General features: G+C 65.4%; 25 protein-coding genes and 1 pseudogene. 9 read left to right on the top strand and 17 right to left on the bottom strand.

Going from position 1 to position 23,792, the window contains the following annotated elements; all coding sequences use genetic code 11:
* Window position 1 precedes the first annotated feature (1 nt).
* The 4 genes and pseudogenes from IPL75_21640 to IPL75_21625 form a co-directional block, all read right to left on the bottom strand.
* Window positions 2–79: pseudogene (locus IPL75_21640) on the bottom strand (fasciclin domain-containing protein).
* Between the two features lie 21 nt (window positions 80–100).
* A complete protein-coding gene (locus IPL75_21635) occupies window positions 101–592 on the bottom strand; it encodes a nitrate reductase cytochrome c-type subunit (GenBank protein MBK9242799.1) in 492 nt (163 codons plus the stop codon).
* Window positions 589–3,213 (bottom strand): nitrate reductase catalytic subunit NapA, encoded by a 2,625-nt coding sequence (napA, locus tag IPL75_21630; protein MBK9242798.1) that lies wholly within the window; start codon window positions 3,211–3,213, stop codon window positions 589–591. Before napA ends, IPL75_21635 begins: the two co-directional genes overlap by 4 nt.
* Window positions 3,213–3,485, bottom strand: a complete 273-nt coding sequence (locus tag IPL75_21625) for a chaperone NapD (GenBank protein MBK9242797.1) — start codon at window positions 3,483–3,485, stop codon at window positions 3,213–3,215. The genes napA and IPL75_21625 overlap by 1 nt, the downstream gene beginning before the upstream one ends.
* A 97-nt stretch (window positions 3,486–3,582) precedes the next feature.
* Between IPL75_21625 and IPL75_21620 the strand changes: the two genes are divergently transcribed.
* A complete protein-coding gene (locus IPL75_21620; GenBank protein ID MBK9242796.1) occupies window positions 3,583–5,052 on the top strand; it encodes an alginate export family protein in 1,470 nt (489 codons plus the stop codon).
* Window positions 5,053–5,104: 52 nt separating this feature from the next.
* On the opposite strand, the gene IPL75_21615 is transcribed toward IPL75_21620, so the two are convergent.
* The 4 genes from IPL75_21615 to IPL75_21600 form a co-directional block, all read right to left on the bottom strand.
* Complete coding sequence (locus tag IPL75_21615) at window positions 5,105–5,731, bottom strand: RDD family protein (GenBank protein ID MBK9242795.1); 627 nt, start codon at window positions 5,729–5,731, stop codon at window positions 5,105–5,107.
* Window positions 5,732–5,733: 2 nt separating this feature from the next.
* The gene (locus tag IPL75_21610; protein ID MBK9242794.1) at window positions 5,734–6,102 is read right to left on the bottom strand and encodes a helix-turn-helix transcriptional regulator; all 369 of its coding nucleotides are present in this window, start codon (window positions 6,100–6,102) and stop codon (window positions 5,734–5,736) included.
* A 71-nt stretch (window positions 6,103–6,173) separates the two neighbouring features.
* Window positions 6,174–6,749, bottom strand: a complete 576-nt coding sequence (locus tag IPL75_21605; GenBank protein MBK9242793.1) for a hypothetical protein — start codon at window positions 6,747–6,749, stop codon at window positions 6,174–6,176.
* A complete protein-coding gene (locus IPL75_21600) occupies window positions 6,742–6,996 on the bottom strand; it encodes a hypothetical protein (protein MBK9242792.1) in 255 nt (84 codons plus the stop codon). Before IPL75_21600 ends, IPL75_21605 begins: the two co-directional genes overlap by 8 nt.
* A gap of 163 nt (window positions 6,997–7,159) precedes the next feature.
* Here IPL75_21600 and IPL75_21595 point away from each other — a divergent pair, with 163 nt between their 5' ends.
* The 6 genes from IPL75_21595 to IPL75_21570 all read left to right on the top strand — a co-directional run bounded on the left by IPL75_21595 (window position 7,160) and on the right by IPL75_21570 (window position 12,689).
* Entirely contained in the window at window positions 7,160–7,768 is a 609-nt protein-coding gene (locus IPL75_21595; protein ID MBK9242791.1) for a hypothetical protein, read from the top strand.
* 43 nt (window positions 7,769–7,811) lie between these two features.
* On the top strand, window positions 7,812–8,591 hold the full coding sequence (locus IPL75_21590; GenBank protein MBK9242790.1) for a glycosyltransferase: 780 nt from the start codon (window positions 7,812–7,814) through the stop codon (window positions 8,589–8,591).
* The gene (locus IPL75_21585) at window positions 8,588–9,400 is read left to right on the top strand and encodes a hypothetical protein (protein MBK9242789.1); all 813 of its coding nucleotides are present in this window, start codon (window positions 8,588–8,590) and stop codon (window positions 9,398–9,400) included. The genes IPL75_21590 and IPL75_21585 overlap by 4 nt, the downstream gene beginning before the upstream one ends.
* A gap of 256 nt (window positions 9,401–9,656) precedes the next feature.
* A complete protein-coding gene (locus tag IPL75_21580) occupies window positions 9,657–10,211 on the top strand; it encodes a fasciclin domain-containing protein (GenBank protein ID MBK9242788.1) in 555 nt (184 codons plus the stop codon).
* A 784-nt stretch (window positions 10,212–10,995) separates the two neighbouring features.
* Window positions 10,996–11,415, top strand: coding sequence for a hypothetical protein (locus tag IPL75_21575; GenBank protein MBK9242787.1), 420 nt, complete (start codon window positions 10,996–10,998; stop codon window positions 11,413–11,415).
* Window positions 11,412–12,689 (top strand): hypothetical protein, encoded by a 1,278-nt coding sequence (locus tag IPL75_21570; protein MBK9242786.1) that lies wholly within the window; start codon window positions 11,412–11,414, stop codon window positions 12,687–12,689. Before IPL75_21575 ends, IPL75_21570 begins: the two co-directional genes overlap by 4 nt.
* Window positions 12,690–12,802: 113 nt before the next feature.
* On the opposite strand, the gene IPL75_21565 is transcribed toward IPL75_21570, so the two are convergent.
* From IPL75_21565 to IPL75_21540, 6 genes are all read right to left on the bottom strand, one after another.
* Entirely contained in the window at window positions 12,803–13,534 is a 732-nt protein-coding gene (locus tag IPL75_21565) for a 16S rRNA (uracil(1498)-N(3))-methyltransferase (protein MBK9242785.1), read from the bottom strand.
* Between the two features lie 10 nt (window positions 13,535–13,544).
* Complete coding sequence (locus IPL75_21560; protein ID MBK9242784.1) at window positions 13,545–14,072, bottom strand: DinB family protein; 528 nt, start codon at window positions 14,070–14,072, stop codon at window positions 13,545–13,547.
* A 7-nt stretch (window positions 14,073–14,079) separates the two neighbouring features.
* The gene (locus tag IPL75_21555) at window positions 14,080–15,696 is read right to left on the bottom strand and encodes an amidohydrolase family protein (GenBank protein ID MBK9242783.1); all 1,617 of its coding nucleotides are present in this window, start codon (window positions 15,694–15,696) and stop codon (window positions 14,080–14,082) included.
* A 36-nt stretch (window positions 15,697–15,732) separates the two neighbouring features.
* Entirely contained in the window at window positions 15,733–16,644 is a 912-nt protein-coding gene (locus IPL75_21550; GenBank protein ID MBK9242782.1) for a TIGR01777 family protein, read from the bottom strand.
* A 219-nt stretch (window positions 16,645–16,863) separates the two neighbouring features.
* Window positions 16,864–17,676, bottom strand: a complete 813-nt coding sequence (locus tag IPL75_21545; protein MBK9242781.1) for a DUF4097 family beta strand repeat protein — start codon at window positions 17,674–17,676, stop codon at window positions 16,864–16,866.
* Window positions 17,677–17,737: 61 nt separating this feature from the next.
* Window positions 17,738–18,568, bottom strand: coding sequence for a DUF4097 family beta strand repeat protein (locus tag IPL75_21540; GenBank protein MBK9242780.1), 831 nt, complete (start codon window positions 18,566–18,568; stop codon window positions 17,738–17,740).
* Window positions 18,569–18,656: 88 nt separating this feature from the next.
* On the opposite strand from IPL75_21540, the gene IPL75_21535 reads away from it, so the two are divergent.
* Together IPL75_21535 and IPL75_21530 are read left to right on the top strand one after the other, a co-directional pair.
* The gene (locus IPL75_21535; GenBank protein ID MBK9242779.1) at window positions 18,657–20,522 is read left to right on the top strand and encodes a thioredoxin family protein; all 1,866 of its coding nucleotides are present in this window, start codon (window positions 18,657–18,659) and stop codon (window positions 20,520–20,522) included.
* Window positions 20,523–20,529: 7 nt separating this feature from the next.
* The gene (locus IPL75_21530; GenBank protein MBK9242778.1) at window positions 20,530–21,792 is read left to right on the top strand and encodes a TlpA family protein disulfide reductase; all 1,263 of its coding nucleotides are present in this window, start codon (window positions 20,530–20,532) and stop codon (window positions 21,790–21,792) included.
* 91 nt (window positions 21,793–21,883) lie between these two features.
* Here the strand turns inward: IPL75_21530 and IPL75_21525 are convergent, their stop codons facing one another.
* Genes IPL75_21525 through IPL75_21515 form a run of 3 tightly spaced genes read right to left on the bottom strand, consistent with a single transcriptional unit; the run spans window position 21,884 to window position 23,706 of the window.
* Entirely contained in the window at window positions 21,884–22,294 is a 411-nt protein-coding gene (locus IPL75_21525) for a hypothetical protein (protein ID MBK9242777.1), read from the bottom strand.
* 24 nt (window positions 22,295–22,318) lie between these two features.
* Complete coding sequence (locus IPL75_21520) at window positions 22,319–23,218, bottom strand: hypothetical protein (GenBank protein ID MBK9242776.1); 900 nt, start codon at window positions 23,216–23,218, stop codon at window positions 22,319–22,321.
* Entirely contained in the window at window positions 23,215–23,706 is a 492-nt protein-coding gene (locus IPL75_21515) for a hypothetical protein (GenBank protein ID MBK9242775.1), read from the bottom strand. The genes IPL75_21520 and IPL75_21515 overlap by 4 nt, the downstream gene beginning before the upstream one ends.
* Window positions 23,707–23,792: the final 86 nt, after the last annotated feature.

Raw genomic sequence — 23,792 nt, 5'->3', positions numbered from 1 at the left:
CCTACTTCGGGATCAACACGGTGTCGATCACATGGATGAGTCCATTGGACGCTGCGACGTCGGCCTTGATCACCAGCGCGCCGCCGGCAGCAGCTTGGGTCTATCGCCCCGTCGTGCCGAAACGATTGCCGACCAGCACGGGCGCATCACTTTGCATGACGTGACAGGCGGTGCAGTTCCAGCGCGCACCAGCCACGGTTTCTCGCACCACGTCGGGTGCAGCGCGAAGATCGGTGAGGTGACTGCGGGGCACCTGCGGCGGATCGGCAGGGTCGGTGCTGCCTGTCTGATGACAGAGCAGACAGGTATTTTCGGACGACCGAATCGGCACGAACCCGTCAAGGCTGTGCGGGATGAGCGGCGGCGCGCCATCAAAGGCGCGCGCCAGCTTGGCGTTACCGCCCGGCGTGGCGTCCGTGAACACGGCCAATGGCGGCACGCGATCGTCAGTCAGCGCCGTCCGTCGCAGGCCGATGTCGAGGTCCGACACTCCAGGCCCGGCGGCGCCATCCTGACCGGCACGCCAGAACGCCATGGCCACGACGGCCACCGCCACCACCAGGAACGCCAGGAGCATGCGTCGTGCCGTCATCGCGCCTCCTCAGCTTTGTAGACTTTCACTGCACACTTCTTGAAATCGGTCTGGCGCGAGATAGGACACCCGGCATCCAGCGTGACCTTGTTGATGAACACGTTTTCATCAAACCACGGCACGTAGACCAGCCCTTTCGGAGGGCCGTAACGCCCCGCTGTTTCCACTCGGGTCTTCACTCGCCCTCGACGCGATTCAATCCACACCGCGTCGTTGCGCGCCAGCCCCCTCGACTCAGCATCATCTGGATGCATGTACGCCAGGGCCGATGGCACGGCCTTGTGCAGTTCGGGTACGCGACGGGTCATCGTGCCGGAGTGCCAGTGTTCCAGCACGCGTCCCGTACTCAGCCAGAGGTTCCATTCCGTGTCAGGCATCTCGGGCGGAGCCGCGTAGGGCCGGAAGAAGATCTTCGCTTTGCCCGGCAGCGCGACGGGTGTGGTATCGGTGATGCCGTTGAGGTTGCCGCGCGGCAGTTGTTTCATCGCCGGGCCGTAAAAATCGAAGCCCGAGCCCTTGGCGGCGTACGGATCGTGGTCGGCGTTGAATCGCCACTGCGTTTCTTTTCCGTTGACCACGGGCCACTTCAAGCCGCGCACGTCCTCATCGAAATACCGGTCGAACGGCGCCAGGTCGTGGGCGTGACCGCGACCGAAAATCGCATATTCCTCAAACAGCGCCTTCTCCGGGAACCACTGTTCGCGCAGGTGCGTGACTGTGTCATTCGGATGACTGTCCGCCACGGGATCCGGCCACGCGACGTTGCGATTGGCCGTGGTGGCAAACAGCACTTCGTACAACGTGCTGTCTGGCCGATACGCGAACGGGCCGAGACCGTCGAGCACACTGGGCAGAGCGCCGTGGGCGCCCCATAGTTCCCCGACCGTCAGGCGTTTGGAGAACTCCAGGATCTGCCACAGGTCAGACCGTGCCTCACCTGGTGCGCGCACCTGCTGCCGCCACATCTGGGTGCGACGCTCACTGTTGCCGTATGCGCCCCATTTCTCGAAAATCATCGCCGACGGCAGGATGAGGTCCGCCACCTTGCACGAGATCCCCGGATAGGCGTCCGAGACCACCACAAACGCGTCGTTCTTGCGCGCCGCTTCGATCCAGTGGTTCGCGTTGGCCGTGGCCTGGAACGGGTTGTTGACCTGCACCCACAACCACTTGAGCGTGCCGTCTTCGAGATCGCGCATCATTCGTGTGATGTCGCTGCCGGGTTGCGGATTGATGGTGCCGGCCGGCAGGCGCCAGATCTCTTCTGCCTTTGCACGGTGCGCCGGGTTGTCCACCATCATGTCGGCTGGCAACCGGTGCGAAAACGTCCCGACCTCGCGGGCGGTGCCGCACGCCGACGGCTGTCCCGTCAGCGAGAACGCGCTGTTGCCGGGTGTGGCGAACTTCCCAGTGAGCAGGTGCGCCATGTACGCCTGTTCATTCACCCAGGTCCCGCGCGTGTGCTGGTTGAACCCCATCGTCCAGAACGAGACCACCTTGCGCGCGCGATCGGCGTACGCATCCGCCAGTTGCACCAGTTTGTCCTTGAACGCGTTCAGCGGTTCGGCAGAATCGCCCTTCGCCAGTCGCGCGACGTAGTCGAGCGTGTAGGGCGCCACGCCCTGACGGAAGTCCTCGAGTGAAATCAGCCAGTGCTGTCCGGCCTGCTTCCGGTGGCCCTGCGACTGTTCCCGCGAGTCGGCGTCGCGCAGCGCGAAGCCGATGTCGTTGTGGCCTGTGGCAAACACACAGTGGCGCTCGACGAACGTCTGGTCGACGGCCTTGCGCGCAAGAATCTCGCGCGCGATGTAGTTCCAGATCGCCAGGTCAGTCTGCGGCTTGAAGACCAGTTCGAGGTCGGCCATCGCAGACGTTGGTGTGGTGAATGTGGTGAGGTTGATGAGCCGCATTGGCGCGTGACTGAGCCGGCGGTCGATGACGCGGGCCCACAACATCGGGTGCATCTCGGCCATGTTGGCACCCCAGGTGACCACCGTGTCTGTCAGTTCGATGTCGTCATAGTTGCCCGCGGGCTCGTCGATGCCGAACGTCTGCATGAAGGCGGCCACGGCCGACGCCATGCAGTGCCGTGCATTGGGATCCAGGTTATTGCTGCGCCAGCCGGCCTTGACCAGTTTGACGGCCGCGTAGCCTTCCTGAATCGTGTATTGGCCCGAGCCCATGACGCCCACACCCGTGGGCCCCAGTTCGCCGTGCACGCGCCTGAACTGCGCGGTCATTTCGTCGAATGCCCGCGCCCACGACACGGCGACAAAGTCGCCGGTCTTGTCGAAGCGGCCGTCCTTCATGCGGAGCAGAGGCTGCGTGAGCCGATCGTCGCCGTACAGGAGTTTCGCGTTCGCGTATCCCTTCACACACAACAGGCCGCGATTGACCGGGCTGTCGGGATCGCCTTTGATCGCGACGATGCGCCCTTTGTCGGTGGCAATCTGGATGCCGCACCCGACACCGCAGAAACGGCACACGCCCTTGTCCCACGACCAACCGGCCTGGACGGCCTGACCGAGGGCGACCAGGTATTCGGGCAGGTGCAGGCCAACGGCCACTCCAGTGGCGGCGGCAATACCGGTCTTCAGAAAACGGCGTCTCGTGGCGTCCATCAGACGGCTCCCTGTGGATCGACGTAGTGATAGACCAACTCTGCGCTCAGTACGCCGGGTTCGCGACGCACGGACTCCATCCGCGCTTCTTCCTGATCGCTGGATTCAGTCTCAAGCGTGATGATGACGCGCCCGGTGGCTGCTTCCAGATGGTGCACGTCGATACCCGGCAGGTGTGCGAGTCGTGCGGCCACGGCGGCAAGATCCTCCTGACGGGAGCGCACGACCACGCCGGAGATGGCGGAGGGAATAGTGGGTGTTCGCGGATTCATGTCCATACCGTTGGAACTATGCCCCAGGGATGGCCTCCGGTGGTCTGACGGCTGTCATATGGGCGGGGAGGCCCGCTAGGAAAAACTGGTAGGGACCATGACCCAACACGCCGGAACCGCCCTGACCGTTCTTCTCACAGGTGCCGCCGCCTTTGTTCCGGCACCCGTCCTGGCACAGGCTCCTGCCCCCAGCCAGGCCGGCGCCACTCCGCCCGCCATCGTCTGGCGAGTCCGGAATACCACCCGGGCCGAAGTGTGGCGTTTCTTTCGGCCACAACCAGGCGGCGGAACGCCCGATTATGAATTTGTTGCCAACCGCCTGCTGGTGGGAGTGGAGGGGAAGCGCCAGCGGTTGGAATTTGGCGCGCAGGTGCAATACGTCCAGTTCGGCGGTCTGCCCACCACGGCGATTGGCCCTGGCCCACTGGGCACGGGCGCGTTGTATTTCGATCAGGCTCGGCGTACCGACAGCCGCCGGGTGTATCTCAAGGCGCTGCACGCCACGTTCAAGCCCGGTGCGGGCGTTCGTGTGCAACTTGGCCGCTTTGGGGTCACGGTGGGTGCGGAGTCTCCGTCTGGAGATACACGGATCGAAGCCGTCAAGCGCCAGCGATTGGACGCCCGCCTGATCGGCGAATTCGAGTGGTCGTTGTACCAGCGGGCGTTCGACGGCGTTCGCTTCGACGTGGATCGCCCCCGGTGGCATGTATTCGGTGCCGTGCTGCGTCCAACACAAGGGGGATTCGAGGAAGAGGCGGGCAAACCCATCAATCGGCTTTGGGTGACGGCCGCATCATTGACCGCCAAACCCGGGACGTTGTTCTCCAGGACCGAGGCGCAGGCCTTTGCCTACCGCTATGCCGACGAACGGCCGGTGACGGCCCGCCCCGATAATGCGTTCCTGCCGGCGCAAGCCGCCGACGTCCACATCACGACCGTCGGTGGAACGCTCGTCGGCGCGTATCCCCTTGGCACCGGCTCCCTCGACGTGGTGGTCTGGGCCGTGGGTCAGGTCGGCGACTGGTACGGGCAGGACCATCGCGCCGGCGCACTTGCGGGTGAACTGGGATACCAATGGACCGCGGCTCCCGCCCGACCCTGGCTGCGCGTCGGCGTATTCAGAAGTTCCGGCGACAAGGACGCCACTGACGGCACCCACGGCACGTTTTTTCAGATGCTGCCGACCGGCCGAAAGTACGCGTTTTCGACGGCCTACAGCTTGATGAATCTCACCGACGTGTTTGCACAACTGCAGACTCGTCCCTCGTCGCGCCTGGGCTTTCGCCTCGACTGGCACCGCTTGCGCCTGACTCAACCGGCAGACCTCTGGTACGCGGGCAGTGGAGCGGCGGCCCGCGAGGGCACGAGTTACGGATTTGCGGGGCGCCGGGCCAACGGCTCGCCCGACCTCGGTTGGGTGATCGAAGGAGCAGCAGACTGGACGATCTCGCGGCATGTGTCGGCCAACGCGTACCTCGGGCGCATGGCGGGCGGCGAAGTAGTGGGACGCCTGTTTCAGGGTCGGCGCCTCATTTTCGGTTACCTCGAGACGATCGTCGCGTTCTAACGCCGCTATCGCACACGCCGCGATTTCACGAGCCGCTGCAGTGTTGCACTGCCTAAAGCATCAGCGACGCACTCCGGGCATCGCGCACCGTCCGTGTGCGTGAGAGCAGTTCGAACGCGCGCTGATGCCGATCGGTGAAGAGCGCGAACAGGGCATCGATCCAGAAGATCTGCAGGAACACCGGCAACTGACGAACGATGGCCTGGCCAAAACTGATGCGAGTTCCCGATTCGCGCACCACGTGCAGGCCCATCAGCTTCTTGCCGGGCGTACGGCTGTAGCGCGTCTCTGCCCAGGCACTCAGGAGCCAGAACCCCATGCCGATCACTCCAACCATCAGAACGACTGCGATGGTCCACAGCCCTCGGTCGCTGCCGGAAGTCATCCGCAGGTAGATGAGCGCCGGGATCACCAGCATCAGGCAGAAGAGCACTGTGTCCAGGAGCTTCGCGCCGACACGATCCATGAAGGGCGCCGGCGTCATCGGCACCGCGGACAGGTACGACTCCGCCAGCGTTGTGGGATCCCCCAGTTGTCGAATGGCCTCTTCGGCGCTCTGGCCGAGGGCCTGTCGATCGGCGAACGTGCTCCTCAGGTCCTGGGCCACCTCGGCACGCAACGGCAGGTGATGAGGGATGCGATCGAGTACTTGCTCGACATAGCTATCAAACGGGGTCACGGTCAGCTCCTCTCGTTGCCTAGCAGCTTCGCCATTGCCGTGGCAAAGGTGGTCCATTCGTGTTCCAGCTGGGCCAGTTCGGTGCGGCCAGCCGGGGTGAGCCGGTAGTACTTGCGGGGCACGCCGCGGTCGGGTGTGTCCCACCGCACCTGGACGAATCCGGCCCGTTCCAGGCGATACAGCACCGGATACAACGTGCCGTCTGTCACCGTCAGGGCGCCATCGCTCTGTGCGGTGAGCGTGGAGACGATCTCGTACCCGTAGGCCTCGCCCGGGGCCAGCAGGTGCAGCACGATTAACTCCAGCGTGCCCCGTTTCAGCTCCCGCTCGATGCTTTTCCGCGCGCCGTCGCGGCTCTGGTCAGCGTCCATAGCAGGATGGTATAGCCATATATCTGGTCACGCAAGGTATATGACGGAGGGCCGTATTCCCCGGTTCCCGTTCAGTGTTCGCTTCTGATCTTTGCCGGGTCCCGGTCGCCAGGCCGCCGCTGCTTCCGCGACTCCAGGAAGGCGATATCGTCCGCGTCACCCGGGACTGAGCGCGCCGCCGCAGCCGTTCGCTTCAAACGCAGAAGGTCGTGCTCAGACGCGATCAGCAGTGGCTGTCCGCGAATCTTGAGGCGCGTCGCGCGCGCCACGAGGTCGGCTGCGGGCATGGGAAAGTCGAAGAGCAGATCAATGCGAAGCCCCGTGCTGACATTGAAGAAGGCCGCGCTGGCGGGTGTGTCGAGGCGGAGCCGGATCGACGCGACGCGCCGATTGTCGATCGTCGCGGTCACCTCGCCGTCATCGTCGAGGCGTGAGACGAGTTCCAGGCCGTGACCGTAGAACACATCCACTACGGAGTCGAGGCGATCCGCGGGACGGGCGACGGCGAAGTCGAAGTCGCGGGTGACACGCCGGGATCCGAGTACGACCAACGCCATGCCGCCGACCAGGACCGGCTCGAAGCCTAGACTTCCCAAGCCCTTCGTGATCTTCGCGACGATGCGGAGGTGATCAGGCGGCTCAGCCACGCCGCAACGGCTCCGGCAGTCGCGCGCGGCATGTGCGCAGCCGCTTCACCGCAGGGGCCGGACGCAGCTCGTCGACGGCCGCCAGGTAGTGGAAGTTGTTTGCGATCCGGCGGGCCGCCAGGAGGGACGCGCGGCGCGCATGGCCGCCCATCGAAGCAATGCGCGACTTGTCCGCAGGCGTGAGTCGCCGGGCCCGCGACAGGCCTCCCAGGCGTCCCAACGCGCGCGCGAGGACGGATGAGTCCATGACCCATTATACTTGGCGCTAAGCACATTTGCCAAAGCGCGCCATGGTCCGCAGGGGGTCACCTCAACGGCGAATGTGCCGTGACAAGGATGTGTCGCATGTGAGGAGCATTTCCCATGTCCTCGCCGCGCGCAAGGTGCAAGCCGCCTATACACTAGCGCCCATGCGTGTGCACCCGGCCTTCGTCCTCTGTCTGACCGTCGTGCTTGGCGCCGCCTGCGCTCCGCCTGCGTCCGATGCCCCTCCGTCCCCACAAGGGCCCTCGGCCGAGCAGAAGACCTTCTGGGCCACGCTGCAGTCGCACTGCGGCAAAGCGTATCCGGGCACCGTTGATGATGTGACGGAGTACTACCGGGCGGGCCTTGAGGGCCGCGCGCTGATCGCCCATTTCCGTGAGTGTTCCCAGGAACGCATTCACATCGCGTTGCATGAAAACGACGACCGCTCGCGTAACTGGATTCTGACGTGGGCTGATGGCACGCTGCGGCTCAAGCACGACCATCGTCATAAAGACGGTACGGAAGACGCGATCTCGCAGTACGGTGGCGACGCGCCCCTGCCAGGCCTGGCCAATCGCCAGATCTTCCGCGCTGACGCACACACCGCGTCCATCCTGCCGCTGCGTGCGGACAATTTCTGGTTCATGCACTTCGTCGATGACCGCACCTTTCACTACGGGGTGCATTGGCCGACGGTCGGCCACTCGGTGCGGATGGCGTTTGACTTGTCGAGTCCGATCGAGCCCCCGCCCGCGCCGTGGGGCTACAAATAGGCAGCTCGCGACCCGCGAGCGTCACGGCGGCCAGAGCCTTCCAATGCATCGAAAGTCGCGACCCGTCGTACGTATCGAGCCCAAAGACGCGCCACAGCCCTTCAGCGACCACGGCGAGCGGATCTACGCGATGATGGTGACCGGAAAGACGCCGGAGCGTGCCGAGCTCGCGCGCGCGTCCGTCGTGAGTTTTCTCGCGCAGACGTACGCCAACCGGGTGCTCGTGGTCGTGAACGACGGTCCGTTCGAGCTCGACGTCGCCGGAGTTCCGGCCGGCCGCGTGATTCAGGTGCGCCCCGAGGGTCGCCCACGGCTCGGCGAGCTCCGCAATGTGGGGCTCGACGCCATTCCTGATGGGGCGATCTGGACGTACTGGGACGACGACGATTGGCATCACCCCCGGCTGATGGTGGCGCAGCATCGCGTGCTGGGTGCGCTCGCCGTGCAGGCGTGCTTTCTCGTCAACCAGGTGAAGTGCCGTCTCCGCGGCGAGACCGCGTTCGTGGACCACCACCCTGGGGGCTTCGCCGGCACGCTCATGGCCTACAAGGACGGCGGCTTGCGCTTTCCGAATTGGCGGAAGAACGAGGACTCGGCGTACACGACGAGCGTCAAGCAGAAGCTCCGCTGGTATCCCTGGGCCAATCCACCCCACTACTTCGTGCGCTTCTTTCACGGGGCCAATACATGGGATGAAGGCCACTTCCGGTTGCTGGAACGCGGCGCCGAATGGCAGCTGCCACCGCGGTCGGCCGCGTATCTCCGATCCGTGCTCGCTCACTATCCCCCGAGGCCTGACGGGAACGAGGCCCGCACGCCATGAGGCCCTACGTCATCGTCGCCCCCGGCTACACCGAAAAGTCCGCGGGCGTGCGTGCGCTTCACCTTCTCTGTCATCTGCTGAACGAGATGGCCGTCCCCGCCTATCTGATGCTGAAGCACGCGCTGACCAACCCGCAATGGAAGACGCCGGTGGCGACACCACGCCACGTGCGCGATGGCATCGTGATCTATCCCGAGATCGTCCAAGGGAATCCGCTATCCGCCCCGCGCGTCACGCGCTGGATGCTCAATCGTCCCGGCTACATCAACGGCATTGCGATGTCCGTGGATCCTGAAGATTACGTGGTCGCCTTCAGCCGCATGATCGACGACGAGAAACCCATTCTGAACCTGCAAACCGCGAACGAAGGCATCTTCCATCCGGGAGGCCTGCCGCCGAAGCGCGGCGATCTCTTCTACGTCGGCAAGGGATCTGCGACGGCACGCATCCCGGCGCTGGAGCTCTTCAAGACGGAGATCACCCGGGCGTGGCCCGCCACGCACCCCGAGCTCGCCGACGTGCTGCGGCGCGCGCGCGCCGTCTTCAGCTACGACACGCTGAGCGGCGTGAACTACGAGGCCACCTTGTGCGGCACCTTGTGCGTCATCGTCCCGAACGGGCCCTACACGCGCGAAGACATCGCCAAAGGGGAACTCGGGATGAACGGCCTCGCATGGGGTACCGAGCCGGACGAGATCGAGCGTGCGGTCCGCACCCTGCCGGACGCGTATCCGCAGTATCTGCGGGTCGTCGCCCGGCAAGGCGAAGGCATCCAGGCCTTCGTTCAAGCGACGCAACATCGCTGGTGAACGGGGCCCAGCAATGATCCCGGGCGCGGATGAGCTCGCCAAACACCAGGGTCTCAAACAGCGGGCCGGCTTGCGGACTAGCCAGCAATGGCCCAACGGTGCGCTACCCCTGCAGACGTGCCGCCAGTCCCACGTCCATTCACTGGGCGCTGTCCAATCCAGTCCGCGAACCGGGCCGTAGAACAACTCCAGAGGGGGCAGACGCACAACGCGCCGGCCCTGATTTTCTGTTTTCACCGTAACTGGAGAGAGAGCGATGAACATCAAGACCCTGGCAACGATCGGACTGATGGTAGTGGCGACGGCGGCGGTGGGCGCACAGATGGGCAAGACGAAGATGGTGGGCGGAGCAGAGATGTTTCCGTCGAAGAACATCATCGAGAACGCGGTCAATTCCAGGGACCACACGACGCTCGTCGCTGCGGTCAAAGCCGCCGGCCTCGTGGAGACGTTGAACGGCACGGGGCCGTTCACGGTGTTCGCGCCCACCAACGCGGCGTTTGCCAAGCTCCCCGCGGGCACGGTGGACACCCTGCTGAAGCCCGAGAACAAGAGCATGCTGACCGGCGTGCTGACGTACCACGTGGTGGCCGGCAAGTGGGATTCAATGGCCGTGGCAAAGCTGATCAAGGACGGCATGGGCAAGGCCGAGATCAAGACAGTGGCCGGTGGCGCACTGTGGGCGTCCATGAGCGGCAAGGACCTGATCCTGACCGACGAAAAGGGCGGCAAGGCGAAGGTGACGATCGCCGACGTGCACCAGTCGAACGGCGTGATTCACGTCATCGACACCGTCCTGATGCCCCGGTAATCGATCAGGCGTAGACTGCGCTACATGCGCAGACATGTAGCGGGATTGGCGGCGGCAGCCCTCTTCGGGCTTGCCGCCGGCGCTCCACCGTGTCCAGCAGGCGTTGCGAATCGGCGGTTGTGGACCAGGCAAAGTTGATATTTGCGTGAGCATGACAATCCAAAGTTCATGTCCGCGCCGTGGCCGAGGGCTGGGTCTGACCCCCCGGGGCCGGGCCCCCCCCCCCCCCCCCCCCCCCCCCGCCCGGCGGCCCCCCCGCCCCGGCCCCCCCCGGGGGGGCCGGGCCCCGGGGCGCCCCGCCGGGGGCGGGGGGGGGGGGGGGCCGGGGCGCGCCCCCCCCCCCCCCCCCCCCCCCCCCCCCCCCCCCCCCCCCCCCCCCGGGGGCGGGGCCGGGGCCGGGGGGGGCCGGGGGCCGGGCGCCGGCCGCCGCCGGGCCCCGGCGCGGGGGGGCGCGGCGCGCCCGCCCCCCCCCCCCCCGGCCGCGGCCCCGCGGGGCGGGGCGCGCCGGGCGGGGCGGGGGGGGGGGGGCGCGCGGGGGGGCCGCCCCCCCCCGGCCCCGGGGGGGGGCGGCCGGGCGGGCGCCGCCCCCCCCCCCGGCCGCCGGCCCCCTGGGGGCCCCCCCCCCCGCCGCGGCCGCGGGCGCCCCCCCCCTCGGGGCTTGCCCTGCCCGCCCGGCGGGCCCGGCCCCCCCCCGTCGCCCTCCCCCCCGCCCCCCGGCGCCCCCCGCCCCCCCCCCCCCCCCCCGCCCCGTCCTCCGTCGAAAGGGCACGCCATGACGCCTGACATGAGCCGGAGACAGATCGAGGATCGTGTGCGGCGCATCATCTGGTCGGAGCCATCTTCGGGGCTGCGTGACCGGGTTCTGTCGGCGGCCGTCGTGGTGGCGCAACCGGTCTCCTGGTCCGATCGCGTGTGGTTCTCTCGGGCGTGGCGGCTCTCGGCGGTCGCGGCGACGCTCGCGATCGGGTTGCTCGACCAGTTTTCAGGTGCGCATCGCTCGGTCGCCTTCACCCCAGCACCGCAGACGCTCGCCGATGCGCGGGTGATCGATGAAACCGGCCGGCAGCTGGGCCTGCCACCGGATGTGGCCGCGTCACTCGCACAGCGCGTCATCACCGACGCGTCGCGGCCCGTGGCACAGCCACGTTCGACGTTGGAGTTGTTGCAGGCATTTGAGTTGGAAGGCGCAGGAGGGGAACGATGACCGAGACCACCACGAAACGTCCTCGCGGCACCTGGAGGCGCAGGATTCTGATCTTCCTGATCGGAGCAGTTCTGTTGATCCTGCTGGTGCGCAGCGGGCTCGATTTCTGGGCGGGCCGTCGGATCGATGCCCAGGTTGCGCGCCTCGAGCAGAAATACGGCAGCCTCGACCCGGCAACATTGACGGTGCCGGCAGTCCCCGAGAGTGAGAACCGCGCGCGGGCGATTCGGGCCGCCATCGCGCTCATCGAGGGTCAACCCGGAGCGCAGGCGTCTCTCTCGAGATTCCTGGCGCAACGGAGCCCCGCGCCGGTGCCGCCCGACCTGCGCGCGTTTGTTGAAGCGAACCGTGGCGCGCTTCGGCAGGTGGACGAGGCCCGTGCCAGGCGTCAGTCCAACTGGGAAACCGACTATTCCAACAGCCTCAACCATCCCCCGCTGCTGAACATTCGCACGCTGTCGAGTGTCATCACCCTGGCGGTGCGCATGGACCTTGAAGCCGGGCGGACGGATGACGCGGCCGCCGGTATCGCATCCGGTCTTGCGCTGTCTGCCTCGCTGCGCCAGGAGCCGAGCCTTATCAGCCAGCTCATCCGGATCGCTGTCGCGTTTCATCACTTCGAGTCGGTCCAGCGGCTGTTGACGGGGACGGAGCCGTCGATGGCGTCACTGGACGTGTTGGCGAACTGGCTGGCCGAGAATCGGATGCCTGACCCGATGCATGTGGGGTTGCTCGGCGAGATGAAGACCTTCAATGCGGCGTTTGTCGGTGCCGCGAATGGAAATGGTCTGCCGTTCGCGCCGGATGTGCCGGTCCTGGGCCGGCTGACCTGGATCGCGCGTCCGTCGATTCGATTGTTCCATGCCCGCTACCTGGAGCAGGTCGGACTTCTGCTCGAGAATCAGACCGGTCCGCGGCCGCGTCCCATCCCTCCGACCACGCGGGCCCGAATGTCCTGGTTCGGCAGACTTAACTCCATGGCCGGCATCGAAGGACTTGAGCGAGCGGTCGACACTGGGGACACCTTCAACGGTCAGCTTGCCGTGACTGAGCTGGCCGTCGCGTTGCGTCGCCACCGGCTCGATCACGGGCAGTATCCGGACGCGTTGTCGGCGCTCGTGCCCGCGTATCTGGTGAACGTGCCCATCGATCCCGTCACCGGAAAGCCGCCAGTCTACGGGCGAAAGGGCTCGGGCTTCCGGCTCACTGCGGAGAAGGGACGGAACGTGACTCCTCAGATGGCCCTGCTGCTCGAGTGGACGGTGCCGAAGTAGGACTCGCTCCTCGGGCTTGGGGACAGCCCGGGCAATGTGCCGGGTTCCTCCGTACGTAGCGCGGCCTGGGTCTCAAGGCCGCGGAGTCCCGCGCGCTTGGGACCCAGCGCGCGCTACGAGATACCTGCGTGCGCCAGAGTCAGCGCGGCGATACACGCGGTGGTGGTGGTCAGGATGCGAGGTCCGGTGCTCACGGGTTCGAAGCCGTGCCGCGACAGCAATCCGATCTCGAAGTCGTTCCATCCGCCTTCGGGCCCAATCGCGATGAGCACGCGGCCAGGGGCGGCTGGTGTCAGCGCCGCCTGAAACGAGCGATCGCTTCCCGGATGTGCCACGAGCCGGCGTCCCGACGGAAAGAGACGATCCAGTTCGTCCTCGACGAGGACACGAAACTGTTTGTGAATTGAGACCAGCGGCACACATGTGTCGCGCGCTTGTTGTAGGCCTTCGACCAGCAGCGGGCGATACCCCGACTCGATCATCACATGACTGTCGAAGTAGTCGCGCTCCACCTTTTCAGCGTTGGTCAGGATGACCTGGCCAACACCGAGCGCGGCGATCTGAGCCCACAGCCGCCGCAGGACCTTGGGTCGTGGCACGGCCAGTAGCAAATCGACCCGCGGGCGCTCGGGTACCTCCGACTCAAAGACGCACTTGAGTTCGACGATGTTGTCGCTAGCTCCGGACACCGTTCCGACGCCGAGGGGGCCGTCAATCAGACCGACGCGCACCGTCTGGCCAGGCGCCACTTGCAGCACGCGCAGCAGGTGCCGCGCGCGTGGGCCCGACACGTCTACCTGCCCATCCGGCCGCGCTTCGGACGGCTCAAACAAGACGATGTTCATGTTGCCGCGATCAGGCAGACCGAAGGAGTGACAGGTACGCCCGCCAGGGTCCGACAGTCTCGGTGTACTGCCGCGCCATGACGCGCGTCACTTGAGTCATGTGCCCGAGATCGTGGGCGGTCCACGTTGCCAGCAGCTGTGCCATCGTCACCGAGCCGAACTCGGGGTGTGTCCCGCGCCGGCTCAGGTCCGCGTGAGTCAGACCGAGAGCCGAGAGGCGGGCGAGGCTCTCGGCCCGGAGATCGGCGAATGTATCCAGTAACTCAGGCAGCGAACGGCCTTTCGACTCGTCGAACATCGCTTCACGGTCGAAGCGCGCGAAAGGCACCGCTTCGCCGTGTTGCAGGATGTGCTCGACGCGCGGCATCCAATCCGAGCGCTCGCCGTGAATCAGGTGCCCGACCACGTCGAATGGACTCCACGTGTCGGGGCCTTCCACCGCGTCGGTCCAGCAGGCCGGCAGGTTCAGCAGCAAGGCACGCAATGTGGCCGGAGTGCGCCGAAGGACCGGGAGCGCCTCCTCAAAACGAAACTCCACGCGCGTCCTACTTCCTGGTTGCTTTCTGTTTCTCCACCATCGCGGCCACGTCGGCCATCAGCGCCTTCGCGTCGTAGACGATGCCGTCTTTGATCGTCCATTTGATGCCGCCGACGCGTTCGGCCTTGCCGGTGGCGTCGTTGAGCTTGACGGCGCCGTTGCCGTAGAGCACCTTCATGTTGTGCAGCGGATTTTGATCGACCAGGATCAGGTCCGCGAGCTTGCCGGTCTTCACCACGCCGAACTCGACCGGTGTCTTGCGCCATTCCGACAGCGTCAGCGCGCCGTTCATCGTGGCGGCCTGGATGACTTCCAGCGGATGGAAGCCGGCCTCCTGGAGCATTTCGAGTTCGAGGATGTAGCCGAAGCCGTAGGTCTGGTAAATGAATCCCGAGTCGGAACCGGTGGTGACGCGCCCGCCCATCTTCTTGTAGTCGTTCATCAACTGGAACCACACCTGATAGAAGTTGCGCCACGCGATCTCGTCGTGGGTGGTCCAGTCGTACCAGTACGAGCCGTGGTTCACGCGGCTCGGCTGGTAATAGTCCATGAGCGAGGGCAGCGTGTATTTGTCGTGGTAGTCCGCCTGGCGCATGCGCATGACATCGCGCCCAGCCGAATAGATCGTCAGCGTGGGATCAAACGTGGTGCCAAGCTTGAGGTGCTCCTCAAGGTACGCCTTCCACTCGGGAGACCCTTGCGGGTGAATCTTGTTCCACAGCCGCGCCACCTGGCCGAAGCGCCACTGTTCGTCGTTCGCATTGGCCTCCACGGGCCATTCCTGCACCACCGTGTCTTTGAGCAACGACTCGAAGTGGCCGTAGAAATGCGTCACGGTATCAAGGCCGGCACGTGCCGCATCGATGGCATTCATCTGCGCCACGCCGCTCTGCTGAAGGTGCGCGGTGGTGCCCAGACCGTTCTTGTGCGCCTCGTCAATGACTGCCGCCATCACATCCGGATCGCTTGCGCCCAGTTTCAGGCCGTCGATGAGGTGAGCGTTCTCTCGCACCCAGGCGCGCGCGGTCTCAGGCGAGCCGAGGCCACCAGGTCGCTGGTAGTTGAAGATGCGCGGCGCCACGATGGTGTTCTTCTCGCTCTTCTCGCGCTCGGTCGCGCTCCACTGGTTGCCACCCAACGCGACGCCTCTCACGGTGGTCACGCCGTGGCCCAGCCACAACTTGTAGGCGTACTCGGCGTCGGCGTTTTTCGGCGCGCCGCCCGCGTGCACGTGCATATCCACAAAGCCGGGCATCAGGTACATGCCCGTGCCGTCGATGACGTGGTCGGCGGGAGCGCCGCCCGCCCGTCCGCCGCGCCCCGCCGGCGGCGTCGCGGGCTGCGGCACTCCGGGCGTGCCCGCGCCCTGAATGGCCTGAATTCGATTGCCGGAGACAATGACGTTCATCGGGCCATAGGGGGGAGCGCCCGTGCCATCAATGATCATCACGTTCCTGATGATCATTCTGTTGAATGGCCCCGCGCCCTCATTGGCCCGCCGGTCTGGCGCGCCGTTGAGACCGGCCTGCGCCTCAACTGAGACAGGCCTCACGCCCGAGAGCAGGGCACAGGCCACACCAAGACTGAGACCACCAAGCAGCAGCGAACGCCAACGATTCGTCATGTCATCTCTCCTGCCCGCAGGACGCGGGTGCCGGGATTATCGCACCGCATCAGCCATCGCGGCGGTGATGTTCGGGTACTGGAACGAAAAACCCGCGTCCAGGGCGCGACGCGGAACCACGCGCTGGCCGGCCAGCAGGGCGGGCCCGGCCATTTCCCCGACGAGAATCTTCAGCGCGAAGCCGGGCACGGGTAACCAGCTCGGTCGGCCAAGCGCGGAGCCCAACGCCTTTGAGAACTCCGCATTGGTTGACGGATTGGGGGCGGTGCCGTTGAAGGCTCCCGCCGCTGTCGGATGTTCGAGCAACCAGGCGACCATCGCGACCCAGTCGCGCAGGTGAATCCACGACATCACCTGCTGGCCGGATCCGATCGGGCCGCCCACAAAAAACTTGAACGGCGTGATCATCTTCGCCAAGGCTCCGCCCCTGCGGTCAAGCACAATGCCGGTGCGGAGGATCACGACCCGGCAGCCCAGAGCGGTGGCGGCATGCGCCTCCGCCTCCCAGTCAACGGCCAGCGACGAGAGGAAATCCGACCCCGGCGGCGATGCCTCATCAAGTTCTGGACCGTTGTCATCCTGCGGGCCGTAGAACCCGACCGCCGATCCGCTGAGGAACACGGAAGGTCGGTTCGTCGCCTTCCGGATGGCCGACACGAGCGCCCTGGTTGCAAGCACGCGGCTCTCGCGCAAGTCCGCCTTGCGCGCAGCGGTCCACCGCTTGTCGGCAATGCCTGAACCCGCCAGGTTCACGATCGCGCCTGCGCCGTCGAGTTCAGCCTGCCACGCGCCAGGCACATCCTCTCCAGGCCACGTCACATACCGCACGCCGCCATCGTCGCGCGCCCCGCCACGAGTCAAGACGACAACCTCGTGCCCGCGCGCAACAAGCTCAGCGCACAGTGCGCGGCCCAGAAACCCCGATCCACCCGCGAGGACACATCGCATTCCCGGACGCTAGCATGAATGGGGCCTGAGGCCGAATTTCGTAGCGCGGCCTGGGTCTCAAGGCCGCGGCGGTCGGCGCGCTTGAGACCCAGCGCGCCCTACGTTCGGATCTGCGAATTCGCGGAGATCGAGGATGCAGCGTGCGGAAGGTCTTTGAAAGAAGTCCTCCGTGCCTCCAGCGTCTCCTGTGATCCGTCGTGATCAGTGATGCAGCGTGATCTATCTCACCAGCCGCAGCGCCCCTGAGAATGACTTGAACTGCAGGCTGCGCCCCGAGCCACCCGGCAGCTCTGCGCGGATGTTCCGGCGACCCGACGATGAGCGGAGCGTTACCGGATAGGCGGCGTCGAACGAGCCGCTGAAGCTATTGAACGTCACCTCGCCCTTGGCGTTGTCGGCCAGCCTGACGCGCATCGCACCGCTGAACGTCTCCGCCTCGATGTCCGGCGACGTGCCATGTCCGGTCACGTCCACATCGATCTCGCCACTGAACGTGTTGGCGTTCAGTGCGGCACGCGATCCGGTCGACGAGATGTCGCCCGAAAACGTCTTCAGTTGCTGGCGGCCTTCAACGTCCCTGACCCAGATGTCGCTCGAGAACGCGTCGATGTCCAGATGCGCGCCAGAGGGCACCTGAATCTCAAACGTGGTTTCCACGACGTTCTCACGGTCGCGGTCGTCATTACGGTCACGGTTATTGTTGCGGCGGCGGTCATCATCCCGATCGCGCTTATTGGCTTCCACCGTGATCGTGGAACCCGAGGACTCCACGGTCAGCTGAATCTCCTTGAGCCGATCCGGATACCCGCGCCGCACGGCCTTCATCACGAAGTTGCGCCCCGAGCCACCCGTGATGCGAACCTCGCCGGAGAAGTTGTTGAGCTTGAGCGTGCCGCCGCTGGGGAACGGCAGCGTGCGGTCCACGGTTTCCGTCACTCTCTGTGCCCACGCCGAGGCGGGCATCACGAGGACCGCGAGCGCCACTGCGCAGGCAGCGGCAACGAAAGTGCGACGAGAGGAAGCGTACGTCATAATCAAGGTCTCCATATCTCCGAGTCACGTGTAGATCCGTCGTGATCGTGATCCGTTGTGATCAGCGGCGCCCAACGCGCAATGAGCCGTTCGACGTGCGCACCTCGATCGTCGCGCCGCCCGAGCCAAGCGTCGTATCGATGTTCTTTGAAATCCGGCCCTGCACGGTGACCGGTACGTCCAGCGTCATGCTGCCGTTGTTGGTGCCGGCAATGAGCCGCGCGTTGTAGCTGTCAGGCAAATCGAGCCGTGCAGATCCGTTTGACGTGGTCACCGACAGGCCGTCGCCTTCCCATCGTCTGCCGTTGAGCGTCACATGCACCGAGCCGTTGTCGGTCCGAGCGTTGACGCGTCCGCCGATGTCGGTCATGCGCAGGGAGCCATTCGACGTCTCGGCGTCGATGCGGCCGTTCACGCCGGTCACCGATACCGACCCATTCGACGTCTCAAGCGACAAGTCGAATGACGCCGGGACGTCGATGCGATAGCTCACCCACCACGATTGGCGGCGCTGGTTGGTGGGCCCGGTGGTGCGAAGGCGGCCGCCCTCGAGCGTGACGGACACATCCTTCACCAGGGCTCGCGCGTCTGCGTCGGACTCGGCGCTGGCCACAACCCTGGCCTGCACCACGATGCCGCGCCCCGAGGAGCCGGTCACGCTGATGCTGCCGTTGGAGTTGTCCAGCACCTCAAGCCGCGAGGCGCCCGATTCACGCAGGTCGCGGACTTCACAGAACGTCTCGCGGTCGTTGCTGCGCCCGGCATCGCGGCACCAGTCCTGATCACTCGAAGACGCCCGAGTCTGTTCGACGGCGGTCAATTCAACGGCAGAGGCGCCAGGCGCGGAAACCAGCAGCGCGGCAAGTGGAAGAGCAAGAAACGTACGAGACATGGACCCTCCAGCGGGAAAATCGTGACTGGCGGGGTTAGACGAGGCCTGCCGAGGGCGCGTTGCCTGTGATCGATTACGCTCATAGGTGATGTCCCGATCCGCGCAGATCGCCGCTCTGGCCGTACTCCTGGGCGTTGCGACCCTTCAAGCGGCGCCGACCCAGACGGTGGTGCAGTGGTCTGCCAGGGTCGAGCCGGCGACTGTTGTGAAAGCGGGCGCTGATTTCGAGGCCGTGATTGACGCGAAGATCGATCCGGGCTGGCACCTCTATGCGCTGACCCAGGAAGGCGGCGGACCGCAGGCGCTTGTGATCACCGTGCCGCCAGGGTCTCCGTTCAAGATCGCCGGAAGCATCATCGCGCCGCTTCCCATCACCGCACCCGACGCGAACTTCAACATCGACACCCAGTACCACGCGGAAGAGGCCACGTTTTATGTGCCGCTCACTGTGTCCGCAGGCGCGGCCGGACGCGTGACACTGGACCTCGACATCACCTTTCAGACGTGCACCGATCGCTTCTGCCTGCCACCGGCCACCGAACGCGTGAGCTTGATCCTCATGGTGCCGGGCACGGGCGCCGATGCTACGGCCGTCGAGCGGCCCCGTGCGGCGGCCACCGGCGCACCAAAGACCTTCGTGGAAGACATGGCGGCTTCGACCACCGCCAGCACACTCGGCGCGTATCTCGGGCTTGCCGCACTGATGGGTGCCTTGTCGCTGCTCACGCCCTGTGTCTTCCCGATGGTGCCCATCACCGTGTCGTACTTCACGGGCCGCGCCGAGAAAGACCGCCGCCGTGCAGTGACCCAGGCGCTCGTCTACGGCATCGGCATCGTCTTGACGTTCACCGCTGTCGGGGTGGTGCTGGCTGCGGGCTTTGGGGCATCGGGCCTGAATCAGTTCGCCGCAAACCCGTGGCTCAACCTTGGCATCGCCGCGTTGTTCGTGGCTTTTGCGCTGAACCTCTTCGGCGTGTTCGAACTCGCGCTTCCGTCGAAATTCCTGACGCGCGCGGCATCGGTTGATTCCGGGCGGGGCCGATACGTGGGCACGCTGCTGATGGGCCTGGCGTTCACGCTGACCTCATTCACCTGCACGGCGCCCTTCCTCGGCACGCTGCTGGTGGTGGCCGCGCAAGGCGACTGGCAATGGCCCCTGGCCGGGTTGCTCGTGTTCTCGAGTGTGTTCGCCGCGCCGTTTGTATTGCTGGCGTGGGCGCCCCAGGCGCTGGCGTCGTTGCCGCGTTCAGGCGCGTGGCTGCTTTCGGTCAAGGCGACGATGGGGTTGCTGGAGCTGGCGGCTGCGCTCAAGTTCCTCTCCAATGTGGACCTGGTGTGGGGTTGGGGCCTCTTCACGCGCGACGTCGTGATTGCGCTGTGGCTCGTCATCGGCGTCGCGCTGGTTGTGTATCTGGCCGGCGGGATGCGGCTGGGTCATGCGCCGCGGCTCTCACGACCGGGATTCCCGCGATGGGCGGTCGTTGTGTCTGCGGTGGTGTTGACGGGATGGCTGGGCACCGGCCTGGCAGGTCAGCGCCTTGGCGAGCTCGAATCGTTCCTTCCACCGGGCGAACTGGGTGGTGGCGAGGGCGGGGAGTTGGCGTGGATCGTCAACGACTATGAGGGCGCGCTGGCGCAGGCCGCGAAAGAGAACCGGCCCATCCTGGTGGATTTCACCGGCTACACCTGCACGAATTGCCGGTGGATGGAGGCCAACATGTTCACCAGACCTGAGGTCTCGCGTGAGTTGTCGCGCTACGTGCGGCTGCGCCTGTATACCGACGGAAGGGGTGAGCAATTCCTCCGTTTCCAGAGTCTCCAACGGGACACCTTTGGCACAGTAGCGCTGCCATACTACGCAGTGTTGGACCCGCGGGGCGTGCCTGTGGTGGCGTTTGGCGGCCTGACCCGAGATGCTCCGTTTTTTGTGTCGTTCCTTCAGCGCGGAATGTGAGACGCCGATGACCTTGCTGCCTCTTTTGCTCCTTGTTGGTCTGGCCCAGGCGCCGGCGCCGCAACCCACCACACCGGCGGCCTGCGTCAAGGCCGCGCGCGACTATGTTCAAAGCGAGCAACGGGGCCTCAAGCAGATCACGGGCGATGCGATCCGGAAAATCGAGGTCGGCAAAGTCGCACTGGCGCAGAAGTGTGCCGCCCAGTTCAATGCGACAACGATTGCGGAAGCTGACCTGGCGCAATTGATCGCACTCTACGGCGAGGCTGACCAGCCGGCTCAGGCGAAAGCGGCGCTGGACCGCGCGCTCGCGTCGAAGACCCTTCCCGTGAACGTCCGTGCCGACGTGCTGTCGCAAGCCGTCCTGACGGGGTTGCGCGAGCTTAAGTCCCCTGAGCGCAACGCGCGACTCGAGCGATATGTGGACGAGCTCGACCGACTGAAGGGCGATTTTCTCGAAGCACAGCTGAGCGCCCATGCCCGCATGAACGGCTTCTACCGTGGCGACGATATTGACGACGGCATCATCAAGCACTCCACCTGGTTGATCGAGCGCGCGAAGACCTTCACGCCTCAACAACGCACCCAGTACGGCAGCACCATCGTCTCCGCGCACATCAACATGGCGGAGGCTGTGGCGGGTCGCGGTGACAACGTCCGCGCGCAGCAACTGCTGACGGCTGCGAAAGCCAACTGGAGCGACATCCGGAATGCGGACCTCATGATCGCGCCTGTGATGGCGCGGTACGCGCTGGTCGGCACACTTGCCGCGCCCATCGGCGCGCCACGCTGGCTCAACGCGCCACCGAACACGACCATCGCCATGCCCGGCGCCGTGACGCTGCTGGAGTTCACGGCACACTGGTGCGGGCCGTGCAAGGAGAGTTATCCCGGCGTGAAGCGGTTGCTGGCGAAATACGGCTCGCGCGGCTTCCGCGTCGTCCTTGCCACTGAGCTGTATGGGTACTTCGGCACCGAGCGGCCCCTCACCGCTGAAGTGGAGTTCGAACGCGACCGTGAGTACTGGGCACACGAAGGGCTCAATGTGCCGGTGGCCGTGGAAGACCAGCGCAAGGCACCCGTCCGCGGCCCCGACGGCAACTTCACCCAGTTTGAAAATCCGAACGACAAGGCCTACGAGGTCGGCGGCATTCCGCAGATTCACATCATCGACAAACAGGGCCGCATTCGCCTGATCATGGTCGGCTACGACGACGCGAATGAAGAGATGTTGTCGAAGCTGATCGAGAAGCTGCTGAAAGAAAAGTAGACGACATTTGTTCTTGTAGGACGAATTGGTATTCGTAGGGCGCATTGGTATTCGTAGCGCGGCCTGTTCCTCAAGGCCGCGGCTTTGTGTTTCAGAAAGACCCCCGTAGGAATGCGCCCGTTTCGTCCGAGATGCCCACGATCTTGTTTGTGGCCTGGCGATAGAACTTGAAGTTGAGTTCGGTCTCGGGCCGGCCGTCGTTCCAGTGTGAGAAGGGCTTCAGCTCACTGCGCCCGAGGCGCCTCTTCGCCTGCGCCGTGCGCTTGACCGTGATGCTCACGCGCGGCGTCTGGCGGGCGAGCCCGGGCTTCTTCGTGATCGCTTCGGCGGCGGTGACGAGGCCCATTGCGATCAAACCTGAGCCTCCTTCGTTTTCGCTGTCGAAGATGAAGATGATGTCGCCCACGGAAATTCGCCGGCCCCCATACATGGTCTTTTGTCTTGCGAACGCGAAGGCTCCCGCTTTTGGATCACCGACTTCGACTTTGATCGCGAACATCAAGGTTCCTCGACTGCCCGCGATCCGTCACGTGGCAGGTGCTGCGATTGCCGGCGGATTTTCCGGGCGCCATTGCTCGTGACGAAGCACGTACCGGGTGTGCCCCTCGATGATACGCAATGGCTGCGGGTGATCGGGATCGCCCGGCAGCGTCAGTGCGATCGTGCCGTCGTAGTTCACGAGCGCCGGGCAGACGGGGTCCAGCGGCGCGGTCTCCGCCAGAGCGAGGGCCTCATCGACGTTGCCGCTCCTCGAGATTCGCAGCAGCGTGTGATGCGTCGGCGGCGCCATCTGCACCTGCCGGGCTTCCCAACGTGCAAGCACCTCGCGAGGCGTGGCCCAGAAGCTGGCCATCGTTTCGTATTCGTCGTGCGCGCCGTCCTGGCCCGCCGGCGTGCGCATCATGAAGAACCGCGTGTCGAAACGCCGCGCCTCAGCAGCGGGCGTGATCCATCGTGCGAAGGGCACCAGCGACCCGAGGTCGATCAAAAGCCCGCGCCTTGTCAGTGCGGTGCGAAGCGCGTCGACTCCCGACGCGAGCGCGGCTCGCAACTCGAGTGCGTCGCTGTGCGTGAGGATTCCGTTCACGGGGAGAATGGCCGCCTCCTCAAGCGATTCGCGACAGGCGGCGAGCGCCAGGTCCCGGCGCGGGCCCGTCGATCCACTGATGGCGCCTGTCCGCGCATGGGGAGCCAGCAGCAGTGGATCCCACGCCGGATCACGATCGCCCGCATCCACTCTACCGCCAGGAAACACCAGAGCTCCGCCCATGAAGCGGCTCTTGCGATTGCGCTCGACGCAGAAGACCTCGATACCGTCGCTGCCGTCGCGAAGCAGCACAAGCGTCGCGGCGTCCACCGGTTCGACAGGCGGGCGCGACGCGTCGAGGTTCAGCAGGCTGCCGGGAGGACCCGGCTGTGACGTCATGAGTCCATGCCGCCCCAGAGGTTCATGGTGCTCAACTCTTCGCGGCCGCAGGCCTTCAGGTACAGGAACAACTGCGTCCGGTAGGCCGCGCAACTGCAGAGCAGGAGGTTGACCAGAACTGAACCGCGCGAACTTGTCTGGCCGAACAGGTCGATCTCGGACCTCAGGTCGGCGTCGGACATGCCGGCCAGCATCGTGGCATAGGCGTCGGACTGCGAAGCGATGGCGGCGAGCGCCTGGTCGAAGTCTCGAGTGTTGGCCGCCTCTTCAGCCGCCGTCCACGCGGCCGGGTCAAAGGCGCCAGCTTTGACGACGTCGACCATGGTCGGTCCCATCATCGAGAGGTACTTCAGCAGCTCGATCGTGCTGCGCTGTTTCGGTGTGGGGCGGTAGTCCAGTTTCGACCGGTCGATCTTGCCCGCCAGGTGCAGCAGGATCCGGACTTCGTTTTGCAGAGACGCGATGAGTTCAGCTTTGTTCAATACCATGACGACTCCAGGAAAATTCGGTCGGGCAGAATACCACGAAGGCCTTCACGGATTCTTCATAATGACCCTGTCAGATAGATTCGGGA

The organism is Acidobacteriota bacterium (genome assembly GCA_016716905.1).
Lineage (GTDB): Bacteria > Acidobacteriota > Vicinamibacteria > Vicinamibacterales > SCN-69-37 > SYFT01.
Note: the sequence above shows the minus strand (reverse complement) of the source record. Positions and strands in the feature narration are given on the sequence as shown.

Bases quoted from the DNA above. Each gene is read 5' to 3' on its own strand.
- IPL75_21535 (MBK9242779.1), top strand. From the start codon at position 18,657: ATGTCCCGATCCGCGCAGATCGCCGCTCTGGCCGTACTCCTGGGCGTT.
- IPL75_21520 (MBK9242776.1), bottom strand. From the start codon at position 23,218: ATGACGTCACAGCCGGGTCCTCCCGGCAGCCTGCTGAACCTCGACGCG.
- IPL75_21625 (MBK9242797.1), bottom strand. From the start codon at position 3,485: ATGAATCCGCGAACACCCACTATTCCCTCCGCCATCTCCGGCGTGGTC.
- IPL75_21565 (MBK9242785.1), bottom strand. From the start codon at position 13,534: ATGAACATCGTCTTGTTTGAGCCGTCCGAAGCGCGGCCGGATGGGCAG.
- IPL75_21595 (MBK9242791.1), top strand. From the start codon at position 7,160: ATGCGTGTGCACCCGGCCTTCGTCCTCTGTCTGACCGTCGTGCTTGGC.
- IPL75_21580 (MBK9242788.1), top strand. From the start codon at position 9,657: ATGAACATCAAGACCCTGGCAACGATCGGACTGATGGTAGTGGCGACG.
- IPL75_21540 (MBK9242780.1), bottom strand. From the start codon at position 18,568: ATGTCTCGTACGTTTCTTGCTCTTCCACTTGCCGCGCTGCTGGTTTCC.
- napA (MBK9242798.1), bottom strand. From the start codon at position 3,213: ATGGACGCCACGAGACGCCGTTTTCTGAAGACCGGTATTGCCGCCGCC.
- IPL75_21575 (MBK9242787.1), top strand. From the start codon at position 10,996: ATGAGCCGGAGACAGATCGAGGATCGTGTGCGGCGCATCATCTGGTCG.
- IPL75_21620 (MBK9242796.1), top strand. From the start codon at position 3,583: ATGACCCAACACGCCGGAACCGCCCTGACCGTTCTTCTCACAGGTGCC.
- IPL75_21515 (MBK9242775.1), bottom strand. From the start codon at position 23,706: ATGGTATTGAACAAAGCTGAACTCATCGCGTCTCTGCAAAACGAAGTC.
- IPL75_21585 (MBK9242789.1), top strand. From the start codon at position 8,588: ATGAGGCCCTACGTCATCGTCGCCCCCGGCTACACCGAAAAGTCCGCG.
- IPL75_21570 (MBK9242786.1), top strand. From the start codon at position 11,412: ATGACCGAGACCACCACGAAACGTCCTCGCGGCACCTGGAGGCGCAGG.
- IPL75_21590 (MBK9242790.1), top strand. From the start codon at position 7,812: ATGCATCGAAAGTCGCGACCCGTCGTACGTATCGAGCCCAAAGACGCG.
- IPL75_21530 (MBK9242778.1), top strand. From the start codon at position 20,530: ATGACCTTGCTGCCTCTTTTGCTCCTTGTTGGTCTGGCCCAGGCGCCG.
- IPL75_21600 (MBK9242792.1), bottom strand. From the start codon at position 6,996: ATGGACTCATCCGTCCTCGCGCGCGCGTTGGGACGCCTGGGAGGCCTG.
- IPL75_21555 (MBK9242783.1), bottom strand. From the start codon at position 15,696: ATGACGAATCGTTGGCGTTCGCTGCTGCTTGGTGGTCTCAGTCTTGGT.
- IPL75_21550 (MBK9242782.1), bottom strand. From the start codon at position 16,644: ATGCGATGTGTCCTCGCGGGTGGATCGGGGTTTCTGGGCCGCGCACTG.
- IPL75_21610 (MBK9242794.1), bottom strand. From the start codon at position 6,102: ATGGACGCTGACCAGAGCCGCGACGGCGCGCGGAAAAGCATCGAGCGG.
- IPL75_21635 (MBK9242799.1), bottom strand. From the start codon at position 592: ATGACGGCACGACGCATGCTCCTGGCGTTCCTGGTGGTGGCGGTGGCC.
- IPL75_21545 (MBK9242781.1), bottom strand. From the start codon at position 17,676: ATGACGTACGCTTCCTCTCGTCGCACTTTCGTTGCCGCTGCCTGCGCA.